Genomic DNA, 18,456 nt, shown 5'->3' with positions numbered 1-18,456 from the left:
TCGCCATAGATACTGTCTCAACATTTCTCTGCCGCAAAACGCCCTGTGCCCCCGCACAGGGCGTTTTGCGTTGTCGGGATCAGTAGCAGATCAGGTTTCGCCCGCCGTCTTTGGCCCTGTAGAGAGCCCTATCGGCCTGGGAGATAAGATCGTCCATGGTCATAGGAGGGGCGTACTGGGCCATACCGGCGGAGATGGTGACGTTAATCGTCCCTTCTTTCGTCTTTATGGCTTTTGCCGATATGCCCTCTCTGACCCTATCCATTATGATAAATGCCTCGTCCAGAGAGACTCCAGGGAGAATAACCACGAACTCCTCTCCTCCGTATCTGCCTACTACGTCGTAAGGCCTGAGATACCGGGGAATCTCTTTGGCTATGGCTCTCAGGACATCGTCTCCGGCGATATGGCCGTAGGTGTCGTTGACGACCTTAAAGTGATCCAGGTCCAGTAGAGCCAACATCAACGGCCCATCCTCCCTGTCCGCCCGGGCTATTTCGCCGGAGAGCCGATCGAAAAGGGCGTGGCGATTTAGCAGCCTGGTTAGATGGTCGTGGCTCGCACTGAAGGCCAGCTTGGCCTGAAGGTCCAGTATCCTCTTGCCTACCGACAGCCTCATCTGGAGTTCCTGGGAGTCGAAGGGCTTTATAACGTAGTCGTCCGCCCCTGCCTCAAGGCCTTTAACTATGTCCTCCTGGTCGCCCTGAACGGTCAGAAGGATTATGTATTGATATATCCCCTGCTTGAAGTTTCTCTCTCTGACCTTTCGGCATATGTCGGTGCCCTCCATGCCGGGCATGAGCCAATCTATCACCGCCAGCGACGGCGCTCCCTCTTCCGACAGGATACGCCAGGCGTGGTTGCCGTCGGAGACCACCACCGTATCGTAGCCCCATTTACGAAGCAGCGACTCGAGCATTACCTGAGTGGTTCTATCGTCCTCCGCTATGAGAACCTTCACCTATACCCACCTCCTCTAAATAAGAGTTCAACTCTGAGAGTTCGAACTTTAAGTCCTCAAGGAGAACGCCAAGCATACCCCAATCCCCATTTTCCGCCGCCCTCTGGAGCCTGTAACCCACTATTTTGAGTCCGTTAGCCCCTACTCCAGCGGACGCCCCTTTCAGGGTATGGCCCTGTAGCCTTATCCTTTTCAGGTCCTTTGACGCCAGACCATCTCTCAAGGAGGCCTCTATCTCAGGCAGGTCGGCTATAAAGGTGTCCAAAACCCTGTCCACAAGCTGCTGATCCCCTCCCATACGGTGGTAAAGTTCCTTTAGATCCAAGACGAAAGATCGGCCACCTTCGGCCTTTTTTCTCGGAGAAAAGCCGGAGAGGACCTGCCGAAGCTCATCGGGCATTATGGGCTTAGGGAGATAGCCATCCATTCCCTGGGAGATGTATTTTTCCCTGTCCCCTCTCATGACGTTAGCGGTGAGGGCCACCACAGGAACCGATCTGTCGGTAACCGAGCTGGACCTCTCCCTGATCAGGGCGGTGGTCTCCAAACCATCCATTCCGGGCATGTGTATGTCCATAAAGACCAGGTCGAAATGTCCCTCCGTCAGGGCCTTGAGGCCGTCCCTACCGGAAGGGACCGATCTCACGGCGTGGCCAAGCTTTGCCAACATGGCCTCCGCCACCGTTCGATTGGTCTCGTTGTCCTCCACCAGGAGTATCCTCATAGGCAGCTGAGGAGGGGGAGCCGTTTGAGGCAGGGCGACAGGAGGATCGCAGCCTTCAAAGGAAAGGGCGAATTGGAACGTGGTTCCCTCACCGGTATGGCTGTCTATCTCTATGATCCCTCCCATACTCTGGACTATCCTCTGAGAAATGGCAAGGCCTAAGCCCGTTCCTCCGTACTTTCTGCTCGTCGAGCTATCCGCCTGGGAGAAGGAGTTAAAAAGCCTGCTCTGGCCTTCTCGGGAGATCCCTATGCCGGTGTCGGACACGACGAAATCTATGTCCCAGGTGTTGCCCTCCTTAAAACATCTCACGTCGAGGGAAACCGATCCGTTATGGGTGAATTTTATGCCGTTGTCCAAAAGGTTTACCATGACCTGCCTCAGCCTCACCGGATCGCCGGTTATCCAGACAGGCCCTTCTGGCACCATAGAGACCGAAAGATCGATGGCCTTCGCCTTCACCACCGATCGGTATATCTCCTCCAGCTCTGCCACTATCTCCGACAGGTCGAAAGGGACCTCCTCCAGGTCCATATGGCCCGAGTCTATCTTGGACAGATCCAAAAGATCGTTGATGAGCCGTAAAAGAGCGGAGCCCTCTTTCCTTATGACCTCTAAGGCCCTGTCGACCTCCTCAGGAGATTTTCCCTTGGAGATCACCGCTGTGCCTAAAATAGCGTTTAGAGGGGTCCTTATCTCGTGGCTGACGTTGGCGAGAAAACGGTCTTTGGCCTGGTTTGCCCTGGCGAGCTCCCTCTCCGATTCCTCAAGCCGGTTTACCTTACCTCTAAGCTCACGATTGAGGTCGTTGATTACCCGGTAGAGCCTGCTGTTTTTTATTATCCCCGCCGTTGAGCTTAGTATCACGGTGATGAAAGCCAGAGATATGTCCATTATCCTGTCAGGATCTCCCTCCATAAGGGCCATCATGACACCGATAGGCTCGTCCTGAGACATTAGGGAGTGGACAAAAAGAGGATCTCCTTTGGAGGAGGTCACTATTATGGACCGGTTTCTGCTCAGAGCCCAGGCGATAGTTCCGTCGTCGACTAGAAGATCCTTCTCCCCGTCCAGGTCGAAGGATATCCCGGGAGGGTCCTCCCAGGCACAGTAGAAATCCAGACCGTCCTCGGAGAGCAGAAAGAACGCCATCTCTCTGACGTTCAGTAAGGACCTGACCCTGGAGCCCGCCTGTTCCAGTATAGGGGAGATATCCTCCGATTCTCTGAGGGAAGCGGTCAGGCTTAAGGCGTCGACGGCGTCGTCTAAAACCCTTCTCGCCCTCTCTCTGTCCCTGGTCATCTCCGCAATTTTAAGCTCCAGCTGGGCTATCTTTCTTTCACTTTTATCCAAAGGTCCCTCTCCTTTCGTCAGGACATGAGAAATATCCTCAGGATTTCGCTCATCTGCCTTTCGGACTGTATAAAAACCGACCTCAACGTCTCCGGCTCCAGCCCCACTAACTGCCATATCTCCTCCTGAGCGGGGGGGAGGAAGTAGGTGCCGCTGGAGCCCACTTTCATGCCGTTGGCCATCCAGTCCGCAAGCCATATAAGGGCGGCCTCCTCGGGCTTATCGTGTTTTTCCGGCTCGTGATGCCAGGACGCTAGTCCAAGTATAGGCTCGGGGATGTTCCACTGGCTGAGGAGCTTGAAGGTCGCCTGGCCGTGGTCGAATCCCAGAAGCCTTTTCTCGACCTCCAGGAGAGGAAGTCGGAAGAAACGGGAAACCCCCAGGGCGTGGCCCATCCAGGAGGGGAGCTTTATGTAGAGCAGGGCCCTTCCTATGTCGTGTAGCAGTCCCGCCAAGAAAAAGGTCTCATCTCTGTGGATCTTTTTATGGGAGGCTAGCACCCTGGAGATAACTCCGCAGGCGATAGAGTGCCTCCAGAAAGACCTCATATCCACGTATTCCGATGGGATGTGTGAAAAGGCGCTCATCGTAGAGGCCGCTAGAGCGAGGGAGGACAATTCCCTTATGCCCACTATGGCTATGGCTCGGGATATAGAGCGAATAGGCACGGGAAAGCCGTAAAACGCGCTGTTTACCAGCCGGAGCAACCTTAGGCTCAGGTTAGGATCGGTGCTAACGACTTTGGCGATAGAGGCAGCGGAGCTCACGGGAGACTTAATAACGTCCATGATCTTGAAATAAACGTCAGGCAGGGAGGATAGGGCGACATCCTCACCGACGATCTGCCTCAAAACGGGGCGGTCTTCTTTGAGGTCGAACCTGGAGGGCATAGACTCTGGAGAGTTATGGCCGGTGATCTCATCTATAGCACCTCGGTCGCCGGAGACCACCAGCCGACTACACCTCTCGCAGCAGAGGTTGAACATCTCTCCGTGAGGTTCTAGGTCCAAAGAGGGGGGGAAGTAGCTTCTGACCATCGATTCGCACTCTCCCTTTATGTCCTCTCCCTGATTGCCGCCGATATCCGACGAGCTATCCTCTCCCGATCCCTCCACGTCGGCGTAAGCTATCCCCCAGACCTTCATCATAGATATATTTTTATCCGACAGGACGGAGCCTTTGGAGAGGATTTTCCTGCCCCCTGGAGTCGTTAAATGGTCCGCCAGTACCATTCCAGCTTTGAGATCGGAGGTCCCAAGTAAGGGCATGAGAATCACCTGCCTTTCCACAGCTAGATTATAGCGAAAAAAAGGGCGGGGTAAGCCCCCGCCCTTTTTTTCGTATCTAAACTACCGGTTACAGTTGGGCATTAGGCCCTTACCGGTGGAAACGTTAAAACGATTCACTTCCATCTGGAGGGTTTCCGCCATGGCAGCCAGAGATTCGGAGCCCACTGCGACCTGTTCGGCCACCGTGCCTACGTCCTTCATCTGACTCCTTATAACTCCCGATATCTCCGCTACGTCTCCCGTCCTGTTCGCCATGTTCTGGACGGCAGTGGTTATCTCCTCGCTGGAGGCCGCCTGTTCGGTGGCCACCGCCGCCATGTCCTGAGAGGCTGCGGCTATAGCGGCAAGGGATGTAAGGATGGTCTCTATAAGCTCCTCCGCTCCCTCGGCGTCCGCTCTGGCCTGGGTGGCCTGGCCTTCGTTGCCCTCCACCAGCGATATTACCGCCTGGAGGTCGCCGGAGATCTCTTTGGCCAGGTCGGAGATCTTTCCCGCGGAGGCGTTGCTCTGTTCCGCCAGTTTTCTCACTTCCTCGGCGACCACCGCAAATCCTCTGCCGTGCTCTCCTGCTCTGGCGGCCTCTATGGCGGCGTTCAGGGCCAGTAAGTTGGTCTGATCGGCGATAGAGCCTATGTCGCTGACGAAAGACTGGATCTCCTGGGCCCGTACCCCTAGGTCTCTGACCCTCTCCATAGAGCTTCTCGACTCGTCGGCTACCTTAATAACAGCACGGACCGCCTTTTTGACGGATAAAAGCCCTTCTTGACCGGAGCGGCGAGCGTCCTCCACCTGTTCCGCCACGTCGGAGCTCTTTCCTGCGGCGGACTGAGATCCTGCGGCTACCTCTCCCACGCTGGCGTTTATCTCCTCGGTATTGGCGGCCAGGTTGCCCACCATGTCGCCGGTACGGTCCACCTGAGCGATTACCTCCTCCACCGTGGCGTTAGCCTCCTCGGCGGTAGCGGAGAAGGTCTGGGCATGGCCTGAAAGTTCACAGGACATATCCTTGACCTTTATCATAGCCCCCTCGAAAGCGTCGAAGAGGGAGTCCATGGCGTTGGAGATGGCGGTTATCTCGTCCTTTCCTTCTTTGGATCCTCTATGGGTGAGATCCATGGACTGGGCAACCGAACGGATCTCCCGGACTATGGCCCCTACAGGACGGGAGATGGAGAGGACCACCAGAGCGGAGAGAAGGACGGACAGAGATGTCACCGCGATCACGATCCAGAGGGCGTTACGTTTGGTGGTGTCCCTCCGTATCAGGATATCTCCGTAGACCTGTTCCATGCTGGCGGAGGCCGCCGCCACAAGTTTTTTGATGGAGTCGTCCAATTTCATGGTGAGATGTGCCCCCGACGACGCTATGGCCATAAACTCCTGTTGGTAACCACCTCTCTCCAGTACAGAGACCAGAGAGTCGGTCATAGGGCTCCATACACGAAAGACCTCCACCGAATTTTCCAGAAGAGCCTTTCCGTTAGAGCTCAAATCCAGGGTACTAAGGCGTTCCAAGGCGTCTCCTAACGCCTTGTGACCTGCCATGACCCGAGCCCCGAAGCCCCTTCGGGCCTCAGGGTCCGACGCGTTGAGGGCCCTATAGAGGTTGACCGCGACCTGGTTCATGCCGTCCGCCGCCTCGTAGGCGGTAACAGCCCCTTTGCTTCCTCTGCCGTAGAGATCCCCTACCATCGTGGACACCGAGTTAAGGGCCTCTATCAGGGCGAACGAGGTGAGGACGGAAAAGGATACCATCAGAAAAACCAGGATAACTAACCTCGCTCGAATTGAAATTTTTCTCATATAACTGAGAAACCTCATTCACCTTCACTCCCTTCGATTATGAACGTATAAACCTATCAATCCCACTCTAGCTATAACTTTACAACCAAGGTGTAAAATTGACGCCTTTTACTTTTGGACGAATTTTTTGACGCCGTTTGACATTGTCAGATGATTTGTGAGATATTATAGTTCTCGAGAACCTATATCTGAGGTGATACCCTATGTACGCTAGGCTTTTTGGACCGCCGTCACTGAGTCTCAGAGGGGAACCTGTCGCCTTTCCCTTCAAGAAAGTGGAGGCTCTAAGCTATATACTGATAACCGAGGGGGGAGCCTCCAGGACATGGCTGGCCCAACATCTATGGCCGGAGAAAGACGAGAGATCGGGAGCGAAGAACCTTAGAAACGCCCTCTATCAGCTGAGGTCGATCATGCCTCAGTCGACCATACTCTCCAACAACAGCCGTATATCCATAGCCTCTGGAAAGGTAAGGAGCGATCTGGACTTTCTCTCCGACCTGGAGAGTCTAGGGGAAAGGGATCTCAAAAGGCTGGGACTGCCCTATCTGGAGGGATTTTATCTGGAGGGAACCGAAGAGTTCAACCACTGGCTCCAGAGCAAACGGGATTATTTCAGAGATCTTTACGTGAAAAACCTCCGACACCAGGCGGAAAAGGCCACTCTCTCCGGCGAGGACGACAGGTCGGTGATGTTGCTGACAAACGCCCTCTCCATAGCCCCATGGGACGAGGAGATCGCCAAAAAACTGATGGAGTCTCTGGGAAAACAGGGAAATCTGTCCCGAATAGTTGAGACCTACGCAGCTCTCTCGACTAGGCTTAGAAACGAGATGGGAATAGATCCTTCCCCTGAGACCACCGACCTCTACAAATCGATATTCCAGAAACTGGACTCTGTATCGGTCCAGCCTAGAGACGATTTCTCAAAAGGCCTATGGGGAAGGGACGGAGAGAAGGCCCAGATCCTGAACCTGATCGCAAACCAGGACGAGAGACCTCTATGCATATCCCTCTGGGGGGCCGAGGGAAGCGGGAGGACCGCTGTTTTAAACCGGATATTGAGGGATCACAGCGATATGGTTGGGAAATCCATCGTGTGCAGTATCTCCCATCAGAACAGGGGAAATCCATGGCACGATCTGTATCAGGTGGCGACGAGATATGGCCTGTTTCTGAACTCAGATGCTCCTTTCAGGGAACAGGGAAGGGATATCGCCGACTTTATAGGCAAAAGATCTCAGGAGGGGAGAATTACCTTTTTTCTGGACGAAGTGAGGTTTATAGGGAGAGAAGAGATAGAGCTTATGAAGATGGTCCTGTCTTCGGAACCGGAGAACCTGACCGTCCTCATGGTCGACCACCCGGAGACTTTCGGCGATAACGATCGATGGCTCGGCGCCATGGCGGCGGAGGGAAAGATAAGATACAGATCCATAAAAATACTTCCCTTTGGACCGAGGGAGTGCGGGATGTTCTGTCGTCACGTTCTGGGAATAACCGAGGATATACCGTTGCCCGACGAGGAGGAGCGTATATACGAAGAGACCCTTGGACTGCCTGTGTGTCTTTCCGCTCTCTCAGAGCTCTACGCCCAAGGAAGAGGCCTTGAAGACCTAGGGAACCGATTAGAGTTCCCAATAAGGGCCATGTCCAACAGGCTCTCTCCGGTCCACATAGATATAATGGAGACTCTGTCGATCATAGACGAGCCCGTATCACTGGATATCCTGAGAGGCCATATGACAGAGGGGAATCTGGAACCGGAGCTCATAAAGCTGGAGAAAATGGACCTGTTGAAAGCGGAGATATCGGTGGACGGCAACGCAGCTCTAGCGGTCGTCCACCCTCAGATAAAGGCTTTCTTTCGGAGATCCGCCCCTAAACTGAAAAGGCACTTCGTCTCCCAGAGGATGCTCGCAAAATCGCTGGAGAGGGATCCTCTGGGATTTTACCCGCCGAGTCTGTGTCTGAGGGATATAGACCGAAGCAAAGAGGGAGGATCGCTGGAACAACGGATAGAGGCCCATGGCCGCTACCTCAGACTGCTGGTGAGGGCAAAGTGCGAGGGCTTTCCGCCGATAGAGGACGGAATCCTGAAAAAAGTCGAGCGAGACAGTAGAAACTGGTCGAAAGAGATCGATAGGCTTACTTTGCAGATTCAGGCGCTGTTTCAGAGGTCCGTAGGAAGTAGCGAGAACATTCGATCGCTACAAAACCGCTTTGAGGCCACTACCGGTTTTCACCGACTCTGGGCCGGAGAACTGGATAGGGGAAAGAGACACCTCATCGGAGCCCTGGAGGAAAGCGTGAGGAGAGGGGACCGTTCCCTTTCCATCGAATGCCTTCACGGTCTCTGCCTGCTGGCCATCAGGACAGAAGACGACGACCTTCTGAGCCGCTACGGCAAGGAGATAGAGATAGCCAGCGAAGGGAACCGTCTAAACCGAGCTATCGCCTTGAGGATGAGGGGCGTCGCAATGGCTCGAAGTGGCTTCATCGAGGAAGGCAGACAGCAACTCACGCTATCCCTTGAGATCCTGGAGGACCTTAAAAACCTCGGCCAGAGATACAGCTCTCTCTTCTCTATGGTCGAAAGCTCTCTGGGAAAGATCGCTCTCGATAACGACGATCTGCCATCGGCGGAGATACACCTGAGAAAAGCCATGATGGCACTTATGAGAAGCGAAGTCCATCAGGGGAGGTGGATCATACACATAATGACCGCCCAGCTCATGTGGCTAAAGGGCGACCATGAGGGACTATCGGAACACCTTGCCCAAGCCGAGGAATATAGAGACGAGATTATATTCGGCGATCTAGGGGTCCTATTCAATTCACTCTGTGCCTACGATCACCACGTCAAAGGAGACCTCCAGGGAGCGGCTAGACACCTGAAGAGAGCCCACTTTTCCGCCACCTGGCTCGTGAAGAAAGACCGTTCCATGGACTTTTTAGAGCAATTAGAGTCCTATATAGCTGCTACGGTTAAATAGCAAGAGGAGGGCCTTTAAGGCCCTCCTCTTGACGATTAACTATCAGTCAACCACCTTGTAGGTGAACTCAACCACCGTTTTTTTGCCCATACCGGAGGGGAGGAAAATAATATCGTCTCCAAAACCTATCTGATCGTTTTCCCTTATGTTGTTTATGTAGTTTATCATGTTCATCTCCATCTCTTCTCTATCTCCGTAGTTACGGACGATATCCCTGGAGATCACGTGGTGCTCGGTTACCGGAATGTGGACCTGCATCATCATCTGAAATCCTCGTACAGACATATTACTCTCTCCTTTCAGTTCGACAACATCTTAAGCGCTATGACCACAAAAGGCGACAGAAGGATCGAGACGACCGCCACGGTGAGGAGATATCTTTTCCGATCGTAACGAGCTATATCCTGCCTATCCTTCAACTTATCCTCTACAGCTCCCCTACGGACCGGATTTCCCCACATATCCGGGTCAGGAGATATCAGTTTTCCCATAAACCGCCCCCCCTTCGTAAATCATCGCACCCTCTATTATACTATCGGCAGGCTCGGGTGTATCATAGAGTGGATTTTTTTTGAGGAAAGGAAGGGATTTTATGTACGACGTAGTGGATCGCTTTCTCAGATACGCAAAGGTACACACCACATCGGACGAATCGTCAAACACCTGCCCCAGCACCGACTGTCAGTGGGACCTCGCCAGGATGCTGGTCAAGGAGATGGAGGAGATGGGGCTTAAAGACCCCTCGGTGGACGAAAACAGCTACGTCACCGCCACGTTCCCCGGGAACTCCGACGGGCCGGTGATAGGCTTTATAGCCCATATGGACACCGCGCCGGACGTGTCCGGGGAGAACGTGTCTCCGAGGATCGTGGAGGATTACGACGGAGAGGATATAAATCTGGATAAAGGCGGTAAAGTGATCCTGTCTCCATCGGACTTTCCATGTCTAAAGGACTACGTCGGTCAGAATCTCATCGTCACCGACGGGACGACCCTCCTTGGGGCCGACGACAAGGCCGGTATCGCCGAGATCCTTTCGGCGGTTGCCTACCTGAAGGACCATCCAGAGATACCCCGCTGTACCATACGAATAGGGTTCACCCCCGACGAGGAGATAGGCAGGGGAGCGGATAGGTTCGACGTGAAGGCCTTCGACGCCGATTGGGCCTACACCGTGGACGGAGGGGTTTTAGGTCAGATGGAGTTCGAGAACTTCAACGCGGCATCCGCCACGGTGAACATACAGGGCAGAAGCGTCCATCCCGGGACCGCCAAGGACCAGATGATCAACTCCATCCAGATCGGCATGAGGCTGGCGGAGCTGATGCCTTCCACGGAGGTGCCTGAGAAGACCGAGGGCTGCCAGGGATTTATCCACCTCCACACCTTCAAGGGCCTGGTGGAGGAGAGCGTTATGAAGTTCATCATTAGGGACCACGATAGAAAGCTCTTCGAGGAGAAAAAGGATTTCGTGAGAAAAGCGGTGGCCCAGATAAACCGGGAGTTCGGAAACAGGGCCACCCTTGAGATAAAGGACCAGTACTACAACATGGAGGAGAAGATCCGGGAGAGAATGGATATAGTGGACCTGGCCAGACGGGCCATGGAGGCGGTGGATATAACCCCGTCGGTAGAGCCTATAAGAGGCGGCACCGACGGAGCCAGGCTGTCCTACATGGGGCTGCCCTGCCCCAATATCTTCACCGGAGGCCATAACTTCCACGGCAAGTACGAGTTCATACCGATCCAGTCCATGGAGAAGGCCACCGAGACGATCATATCCATAGCGAAGCTGGCGGCAAAACCCTAAATCAAAAAACCCAGGGCTTCCCGTAAACTTACCTTCGAGTCCCCTCGGAGAGACCGTCCCGCCTACGCCCTGTTTCGCCCAATCGTATACTCGACCTGCCTGTTTCGTACGAACCGCCTCGGAGGGCACGTCCTGTGCCCCCTCGGCTTGGGGCGACGTCCTGTCGCCCCATTCATACTACACGACGGCATGTCGAGTATACGGGCTCAAATGGGCTCCGTCGGAACGATCTCTCCGAGGGTCAGAGTTTCTAGAGACACCCATAAACGATCAAGCTTTTAGCCCATCCAGGTTCAGTGAATACCGGCTCTCCCCTGCCTTAACGATCAGGCCCAGCTCCAAAAGACCTTTTACGTCCCGTCGAGCGGTCTGTTTGGTGACCTTTCGATAAAGCAGTGAGAAAGGCCTCTCCTCCATCAGGTCGTTTAGGGAGAAAACACGTATATCGTCGAGCAGAAGGGACAGTAGGTCGAACTGCCTGACCGTGATTTCCCTCTGGGCCTTTAGCTGGGCAAGGTGCTCCCTGAAAACCAGCTTTTTTATCAGGTCCGTTATCCTATCCTTGATATCGAGCAATGACTCGGTGACTCCTTCCACGGCGAACCTCAAAAAAGGGGTTACGTCCTTTCCTTTGAGCTTTATGGTCTGGGAAAAGGCGGAGTAATAGCCGTCGATGTTTCGATAGTAATAGTTGGACAGCATTTTAGGTACGTAACGGACGTTCGCCGCCTGGAGCAGTATCGCCTCTATCAGCCGGGCGGTCCTGCCGTTTCCGTCGAAAAAGGGATGGATTAACGCAAAATGATAATGGGCCAGTATGGCCCGGACGAAAGGTCCCTTCGAGATAAGCTCCTCGCTGTTGACCCACTCCACGTATTCCCCCATCAGATCCTTTATGTCCTTCAATATTCGAGGAGGCCTGTAAACCCCGCCGTGGGCCTTGTCTCCGACCTCCGTATAGCCTACCGTCTCGTTTCGGTATCTTCCGGGCTCGTTGAAATCGTAGCGTATTCCTGCGGTGACGATTCTATGCAGCTCTGTTATCAGCGACTCCTCCAGGATAAAGGGACCCCCTGTCGGCTTGATATTCGACAGAAGCTCGTAGGCTTTGACTAGGTTGCGAATTTCCATCTCGCTTTTAGGCATCACATCGGCGACTTGGTCGTTTTCGATTATGCCGACTACGTCCTCCTGAGAGAGAGGGTTGCCCTCGATAGCGGCGGTCCCGAAGATGGATTGTCGGATAAGTTCGGTCTCAAGCTGAGACACCTTCCGAGGCAGAATCGGGAGATCGGCGACGGTCTGGTTAAGCATGGTAGCGACTAACAACGGAAGGGACAGGATCTCCTCGTTGTATCGTTCGCTGAAGTAGAATGGACCGGACTTACAGGTCATATACTTTCGCATTTACGCCACCTCCCTTGACACGAAAAATGTAACACATATATTCAGCTATATCAAGGTGTTGAGGGACATCCATCCAGTTTATATGATACCCTAAAAGATCACTCTTTTTCCAGTATATGTAGGGTCTCGGGGCGCAGGGAGACCTGAATGGACTCTCCGGGACGAAAGAGCTCTCCTGCCATGGGGTTGACCTGGTGTACCGTCAGGGTTCCCAGGTTTGGGCATTCCACCTCGTACTCGACCAGATTTCCCAGGAAGGTGGTCCTCATTACCTCGCAGGGAAAATGGCCCTCGTCCCGTGACAGGACCAACGCCTCGGGACGGGCGACGACCTGGGCCTCTCCGACCTCCGAGGGAGCTATGTCCATAGGGTAGGACTTCCCGCCCAGGATAACCCCACCCTCGGAGGCCGTCCCATCGAGAAAATTTGCCTTGCCTATAAAGTCTGCGACGAAACGGTTTCTGGGCCTGGCGTAGAGGTCCACAGGGGAGCCGGATTGCTCTATTCGGCCGTCTTTCATGACCACGACTCTGTCGGAGATGCTCATGGCCTCCGCCTGGTCGTGGGTGACGTAGACCGATGTTATGCCCAGGGCCTTCTGGAGACGGCGGATATCTATCCTCATCTGTTCTCTGAGCTTGGCGTCCAGGTTAGACAGGGGCTCGTCGAAGAGGAGTAGCTCTGGCTCCATGACCACCGCCCTAGCGAGAGCTACCCTCTGCTGCTGCCCTCCGGACAGCTGGGAGGGACGGCGGGTCTCCATGCCACCTAGGCCAACCATATGGACCACCTTTTCCATCTTGGACCGGATGTCCCCCTCCTTTAGGCCCTTGAGCCTTAGGCCGAAGGCGATGTTCTCGAAGACGTTCAGATGGGGGAAAATGGCGTAGGACTGAAAAACCAAAGTGGCGTTTCTCCTGTTCGGGGCCACGTTGTTGACCCGCCTGTCTCCGAAGTATAGGTCCCCCTCCGATGGATCCTCAAATCCCGCTATCATCCTGAGCAAGGTGGTTTTTCCACAGCCGCTGGGGCCTAGCAGAGTGACCAGCTCGCCGTCGGCCACGGTCAGGTTCACCGAGTCCACCGCCCGAACAACCGCTCCTCCGTCGTGGCTCGGAAAGACCTTGGACACCTCCGATATGCGTAACTCCATCTCAACTACCCCTCTCGAACCTGAATGGTTGACGCTCCTCCGGTCCTTCCCGGAACGAGCTTTCCTATAATCCCTATGGCGACCAGGACTATGGACACCAGAATGACGCTGAACGCCGCGGCGACCCCAAGCCTGCCCGACCCCACCTGGTTGAGTATCTGGACCGTCAGGAGGTTCCAGTTGGCGGAGACCAGGAATATGGCGGCGCTGATGGCGGTCATGGCCCTGACGAAGGCAAAGACCAGGCCGGAGAAGAACGCCGGAGCTATCAGGGGCAAGGTGACCTTTCGAAAGGTGGTCACCCCGTCGGCCCCAAGGTTCTGGGCCGCCTCCTCTATGGATGGGTCTATCTGCCTGAGGACCGCCACGCCGGACTGGATCCCTACCGGGATATACCGGAACACGAAGTTCAGCACCAGTATGGTCAAGGTTCCGACCAAAACCACAGGGGGGCGGTTGAAGGCCAGTATGTAGCCGATTCCCACCACTGTGCCGGGAACGGCGAAGTTAAGGATAGAGCCGAACTCCAGAAGGCCCTTTCCAGGGAAGGACAGCCGGACTATCATGAAGGCTATGAGCATGCCCATTATCCCCGAGATAGGTGTGGCGAGGGCCGCCACTATGAGTGTGTCCTTTATGGTCTGACCTCCGACCTTAAAGGCGTAGAGCAGGTGGGCGGCGGTGAAGGTAAAGTCGTAACCCCAGACCTTGGTGAAGGCCCCTACGGCTATAACACCGTAGAACAGCGCCACCGACAGGGCGAATAGGACCAAAAAGCCGTGGAGGACCACCTTAGCCCCTGGACCTATTAGCTTGGAGGTGGAGTCCACCGGTTTGCCGGTCACGGTGGTGTACTGTCGCCTCTGGATAAAGTATCTCTGTATGATAAAGGCGGTCACAGATGGAATTAGCAGCACCACCGCCAGAGCGGCACCAAGTGGCAGGTTGAAAGATCCGGTTATCTCAAGGTAGGCCTGGGTGGCCAGCATGGGGAAGCGGCTCCCGGCCAACACGAGAGGGTTGCCGAAGTCCGCCAGAGACTCTATGAAGACCACCAAAAAGGCACTGGCTATCCCCGGAAGGCTTAAGGGGAAGGTCACCTTCCAGAAGGTCTGCCACCGAGATGCCCCGACGTTCATGGCGGCGTCCTCCAGGGTGGGGTTCAGCGACTCCAGGACCCCTCTGAGGGTGAGGTAGGCCACAGGGGCGAAGGTGAAGACCTGGGATATGAGAACCCCTTTGAAGCCGTAAATCGAGTAGTTTCTGATGCCCAAAAGACCTCTGGTTATGAGACCGTTGGAGCCAAAGAGCATGAGCACCGAGAGGGCGCTGGTGAAGGGAGGGGCTATAATGGGCAGTATGAAGACCAGGTGTAAAAACCTCTTATACGGCAGGTTGGTCCTGACCATGGTCAGGGCGGCGGTGTATCCGACCAAAACCCCTATGACTCCGGTCAGGACACCTACCGATAGGCTGTTCAGCAGTGCGCTCTTAAGGTACTTAAACTGGGCAAAGCGGCTGTAGTTCTCGACGGAGAGTGCTCCCTCGACGTTTTGAAAGCTCTTCACCAAAACCATCCCCAGAGGGTAGACCACGAACAGAATCAGAGCCACCGCCACGGAGAGCACCAAAAAAGCCACCAGTGGATCTCGACAGAGCAGTCTCAGCTCTCTAAGGCTTTTTCTCAAGTAATCACGTCCTTATTCCATGTATGACAAAGGGCCCGGGAGCCCCCGGACCCTTCGTATTGAGGGCATCTCTAAAAAGTTTGCTCCTCGGAGAGATCGTTCCGACGTAGCCCAGAGCCCGTATACTCGACCTGCCGCCTTTGAGTACGAATGGGGCGACAGGACGTCGCCCCAAGCCGAGGGGGCACAGGACGTGCCCTCCGAGGCGGTTCGTACGAAACAGGCAGGTCGAGTATACGATTGGGCCAGGGCGTAGGCGGGACGGTCTCTCCGAGGGACTCAAGTGTGATTTTTCGGAGATTCCCTTTTCGATCCTACTGTCCCAGTACCTCTGTGACCCAGCGATCGACGATCCGCTTTTTGTCCGCTGCGGCCTTTTCCCTGTCGTAGTCCACCAGTTTTATCTCCGACAGAGAGGGAACGCCCTCACCTGCGGAGACGTCGGGCCGAACCGGGAAGAAGTAGGTCTTGGCCTGGCTCAGGACCTCCTGCCCTCTTCTGGAGACCATCCAGTCCACCAGGGCCTTGGCCTCGTCCAGGTTCTTGCTGCCCTTTATGATGGACATGGCGGCTGCCTCGTAGCCAACTCCCTCTTTAGGGAAGACGACCTTGGCGGGGAATCCCTGGTCCACAAGCTTGAGGAAGGCGGGGGTGAACTGTATAGCCACTAAGGTCTCCCCTATGGCCAGATTCTGGCTGGGGCCTGTGCCGCTCTGGGTGTAGGTCTGGACGTTGACGTTGAGGTCCTTCATATAGGAGAAAGCCTTGTCCTCCCCCATGATGGCCATCAAGGTCTGTATGAGGGCGTAGGACGTGCCGGAGGATTGAGGGGACGGCATCTGAATAAGGCCCTTATACTCGGCCTTAGCGAGGTCCGTCCAGGAAAGTGGCTCGGCTACTCCGTCTTTTTCCAGATCCTTATATAGGATCCCAAATCCCAGGGGGTTCATGTAGAAAGCGTGCCAGAAACCCTCGGAGTCTTTGAAGTTATCCGCCAGGTCCGCCGCCTCAGGGGAGACGTAGGGCTCGGTGAGCCCTCTGGTCTTGGCGACTATATGGTTCTCGTTGGGGGCTCCGAACCACAGATCCGCCTGAGGGTTGGCCTTCTCCGCCTCGATACGGCTCATGGCTGGGCCGGAGGATAAAAACACCATATGGACCTTTACGCCTGTGTCCTCGGTAAAAGCCTTGAGGATAGCGGAGGCGTTTTCCTCGTCCACGCTGGAGTAGACCACCAGCGACCTTTCCGACGCAAAAGCACCGGTACACATACAGGCTAAAATCAGCAGAGCTAAAAACCGTACCTTAGATAACATGCACAAACTCCTCCTCGTAAAGGGCTTCAGAACGTCACAAGGTGACTCTAAGACTATACCATAAAACAGCAAAAAGCAGGAAAGGCCGCCCTAGGGCGGCCTTTCCTGCTTGGGGAGGTTAGAAGAACAGCTTGGCGAAAAGACACACTATGGGGAGGGTTATGATGGTCCTTTCGATAAAGATGATAAACAGGTCTTTCAGGTCCACGGGAATATCGGATCCCAGTATGACCGCTCCGGTCTCGGACATGTAGATCAGCTGGGTGACCGACACCGCACCGACTATGAACTTAGTCATAGGGGAGGTTATGGAATCAGCCATAAGGGAGGGTACCACCATGTCCGCAAAACCTACGACCAGGGTATGGCTCGCCGCTGTGGCCTCAGGCACCCCAAGAAGATTGAGCAGAGGCATAAAGGGCATTCCCAACCACTGGAAGATAGGGGTGGATTCGGCCAGTACCAGGGCCAGAGTTCCGAAGGCCATTATTATGGGCAGAACCCCTAGCCACAGGTCCAGGACGGTCTTGCCGCCGTTTATAAGCAGGTGTCCTACGTGACCGCTGTTATCCGCCTTTTTGACCGCCATGGAGAGACCCCACTGGGTTCTGGAAAGGCCGTCGGGGATCAGTTCTCCCGCCTCTTTTCTCTCTCCGCGATAGTAGTCGTCCTTTTTTCTGGAGAGGGGAGGAATTCTGGGAACGATGAGGGCAGCGGCGATACCGGCGACGGTGACCGCCAGATAGTAGTGGGCGAAGTAGTCCATCATGCCGATGTTCTCGAGGACAACCAGACAGAAGGTGATCGAGACGGCGGAGAAGGTTGTGCTTATTATGGCCGCCTCTTTAGCGGTGTAGTAGCCTTCGGTGTACTGGCGGTTGGTGAGGGCAACTCCGATGGTTCCGTCTCCGACCCAAGAGGCTATACAGTCGATGGCGGAACGACCGGGGAGCCTGAAGACGGGCCTCATAATCTTAGTGAGGTAGACCCCTATGAACTCGAGGAGGCCGAAGTCGGTGAGAAGGGGCAGTATAAACCCCGCGATGAGGAAGACGGTGAAAAGACCGCCGATGAGGTCGTGAAGTATAAGACCGCCGGTATCATCGGACCACAGGATCTCGGGGCCTAGGTTGAAATAGACCATGAACGCTATCACGAGCCCCAGGATCCTGGCGGAGGTCCAGAACCAGGAGATATCGAAGATCTTTTTCCAGTAGTCGTTTTCCATTATGAAAGATGGAGCGGAGAGTTTGCAGAACAAAGCCAGCAAGGTACTGATCGTAATGAACACGAGGACGAGTATGGGTATAGGGACAATACCATCGATAAAGGCGTTGGTGGCCTTGGACATGAGGGACACTAGCACCGTCTGTCTGCCGTCTATAACCAGAGGAGTCATCAATAGGAACACCCCTAGCAACGATGGGACGATAAACTTCGCTAAACGACTTGCGGAAAAACTCTCATTTTTTCCTCTTTCCATAATTGCACCTCCTGCGATATTAGTAACTCTTTCCCCAATACAGTTTATTTTTTCCGTTACTAACATAACCCATAGAAGGGCAACTTGTCAACATCATTAAAAAGTTATCTACAACAAAAAGCTCTGTCTCGTTAGAGACAGAGCTTTTTTAAAACTGAATAGAAAAGATCCTTGGCAACGACCTACTCTCCCACGAAGCGAATCGCAGTACCATCGGCGCTGGAGGGCTTAACTTCCGGGTTCGGCATGGATCCGGGTGTACCCCCTCCGCAAAGGTCACCAAGGACCTTCTCAAAATATAAACACCAAGACATAGGAACTAGAGAAACCAAAAGAGGTTAAGGCCTCGGCGTATTAGTACCGGTCAGCTCCACACGTTGCCGTGCTTCCACCTCCGGCCTATGTACCCTGTCGTCTACAGGACGCCTTACTTGCTTATGCAATGAGGTATCTCATCTTGAAGGCGGCTTCC

The 18,456-nt window shown here is 54.5% G+C and carries 13 protein-coding genes and 2 rRNA genes; 2 read left to right on the top strand and 13 right to left on the bottom strand.

Annotated features, from left to right (window positions below; all coding sequences use genetic code 11):
* Positions 1 to 79: 79 nt before the first annotated feature.
* The 4 genes from B9Y55_RS07705 to B9Y55_RS07690 form a co-directional block, all read right to left on the bottom strand.
* A complete protein-coding gene (locus B9Y55_RS07705) occupies positions 80 to 961 on the bottom strand; it encodes a GGDEF domain-containing protein (RefSeq protein WP_085544785.1) in 882 nt (293 codons plus the stop codon).
* The gene (locus B9Y55_RS07700) at positions 933 to 3,038 is read right to left on the bottom strand and encodes a GAF domain-containing hybrid sensor histidine kinase/response regulator (RefSeq protein ID WP_159448282.1); all 2,106 of its coding nucleotides are present in this window, start codon (positions 3,036 to 3,038) and stop codon (positions 933 to 935) included. Before B9Y55_RS07700 ends, B9Y55_RS07705 begins: the two co-directional genes overlap by 29 nt.
* Before the next feature lie 17 nt (positions 3,039 to 3,055).
* The gene (locus B9Y55_RS07695) at positions 3,056 to 4,306 is read right to left on the bottom strand and encodes an HDOD domain-containing protein (RefSeq protein ID WP_085544783.1); all 1,251 of its coding nucleotides are present in this window, start codon (positions 4,304 to 4,306) and stop codon (positions 3,056 to 3,058) included.
* Between the two features lie 81 nt (positions 4,307 to 4,387).
* Positions 4,388 to 6,130, bottom strand: coding sequence for a methyl-accepting chemotaxis protein (locus B9Y55_RS07690; RefSeq protein WP_159448281.1), 1,743 nt, complete (start codon positions 6,128 to 6,130; stop codon positions 4,388 to 4,390).
* A 203-nt stretch (positions 6,131 to 6,333) separates the two neighbouring features.
* Between B9Y55_RS07690 and B9Y55_RS07685 the strand changes: the two genes are divergently transcribed.
* The gene (locus B9Y55_RS07685) at positions 6,334 to 9,126 is read left to right on the top strand and encodes an AfsR/SARP family transcriptional regulator (RefSeq protein ID WP_085544781.1); all 2,793 of its coding nucleotides are present in this window, start codon (positions 6,334 to 6,336) and stop codon (positions 9,124 to 9,126) included.
* A 42-nt stretch (positions 9,127 to 9,168) separates the two neighbouring features.
* Here the strand turns inward: B9Y55_RS07685 and B9Y55_RS07680 are convergent, their stop codons facing one another.
* Together B9Y55_RS07680 and B9Y55_RS07675 are read right to left on the bottom strand one after the other, a co-directional pair.
* Positions 9,169 to 9,411: a hypothetical protein gene (locus tag B9Y55_RS07680; protein WP_085544780.1), complete on the bottom strand. Its 243-nt coding sequence runs from the start codon at positions 9,409 to 9,411 to the stop codon at positions 9,169 to 9,171.
* A gap of 14 nt (positions 9,412 to 9,425) precedes the next feature.
* Complete coding sequence (locus tag B9Y55_RS07675; protein WP_085544779.1) at positions 9,426 to 9,617, bottom strand: hypothetical protein; 192 nt, start codon at positions 9,615 to 9,617, stop codon at positions 9,426 to 9,428.
* 101 nt (positions 9,618 to 9,718) lie between these two features.
* On the opposite strand from B9Y55_RS07675, the gene pepT reads away from it, so the two are divergent.
* The gene (gene pepT / locus B9Y55_RS07670) at positions 9,719 to 10,936 is read left to right on the top strand and encodes a peptidase T (RefSeq protein ID WP_085544815.1); all 1,218 of its coding nucleotides are present in this window, start codon (positions 9,719 to 9,721) and stop codon (positions 10,934 to 10,936) included.
* Positions 10,937 to 11,206: 270 nt separating this feature from the next.
* Here pepT and B9Y55_RS07665 read toward each other — a convergent pair whose 3' ends face one another.
* The 7 genes from B9Y55_RS07665 to B9Y55_RS07635 form a co-directional block, all read right to left on the bottom strand.
* Positions 11,207 to 12,343, bottom strand: a complete 1,137-nt coding sequence (locus B9Y55_RS07665; protein WP_085544778.1) for a Fic family protein — start codon at positions 12,341 to 12,343, stop codon at positions 11,207 to 11,209.
* Positions 12,344 to 12,441: 98 nt separating this feature from the next.
* Positions 12,442 to 13,497 carry an ABC transporter ATP-binding protein gene (locus B9Y55_RS07660; RefSeq protein ID WP_085544777.1) on the bottom strand — a complete coding sequence of 352 codons (1,056 nt, stop codon included), beginning with the start codon at positions 13,495 to 13,497 and terminating at the stop codon, positions 12,442 to 12,444.
* 5 nt (positions 13,498 to 13,502) lie between these two features.
* Positions 13,503 to 15,185 carry an ABC transporter permease gene (locus B9Y55_RS07655; protein ID WP_234986176.1) on the bottom strand — a complete coding sequence of 561 codons (1,683 nt, stop codon included), beginning with the start codon at positions 15,183 to 15,185 and terminating at the stop codon, positions 13,503 to 13,505.
* A 314-nt stretch (positions 15,186 to 15,499) separates the two neighbouring features.
* A complete protein-coding gene (locus B9Y55_RS07650) occupies positions 15,500 to 16,501 on the bottom strand; it encodes an ABC transporter substrate-binding protein (RefSeq protein ID WP_085544776.1) in 1,002 nt (333 codons plus the stop codon).
* 118 nt (positions 16,502 to 16,619) lie between these two features.
* Complete coding sequence (locus B9Y55_RS07645; protein ID WP_085544775.1) at positions 16,620 to 17,984, bottom strand: YjiH family protein; 1,365 nt, start codon at positions 17,982 to 17,984, stop codon at positions 16,620 to 16,622.
* Positions 17,985 to 18,153: 169 nt separating this feature from the next.
* A 5S ribosomal RNA gene (rrf, locus tag B9Y55_RS07640) occupies positions 18,154 to 18,268 on the bottom strand.
* Between the two features lie 50 nt (positions 18,269 to 18,318).
* Positions 18,319 to 18,456, bottom strand: a 23S ribosomal RNA gene (locus B9Y55_RS07635); the annotation flags it as partial.

This window comes from Dethiosulfovibrio salsuginis, from assembly GCF_900177735.1.
GTDB classification, from domain to species: Bacteria; Synergistota; Synergistia; order Synergistales; family Dethiosulfovibrionaceae; genus Dethiosulfovibrio; species Dethiosulfovibrio salsuginis.
Note: the sequence above shows the minus strand (reverse complement) of the source record. Positions and strands in the feature narration are given on the sequence as shown.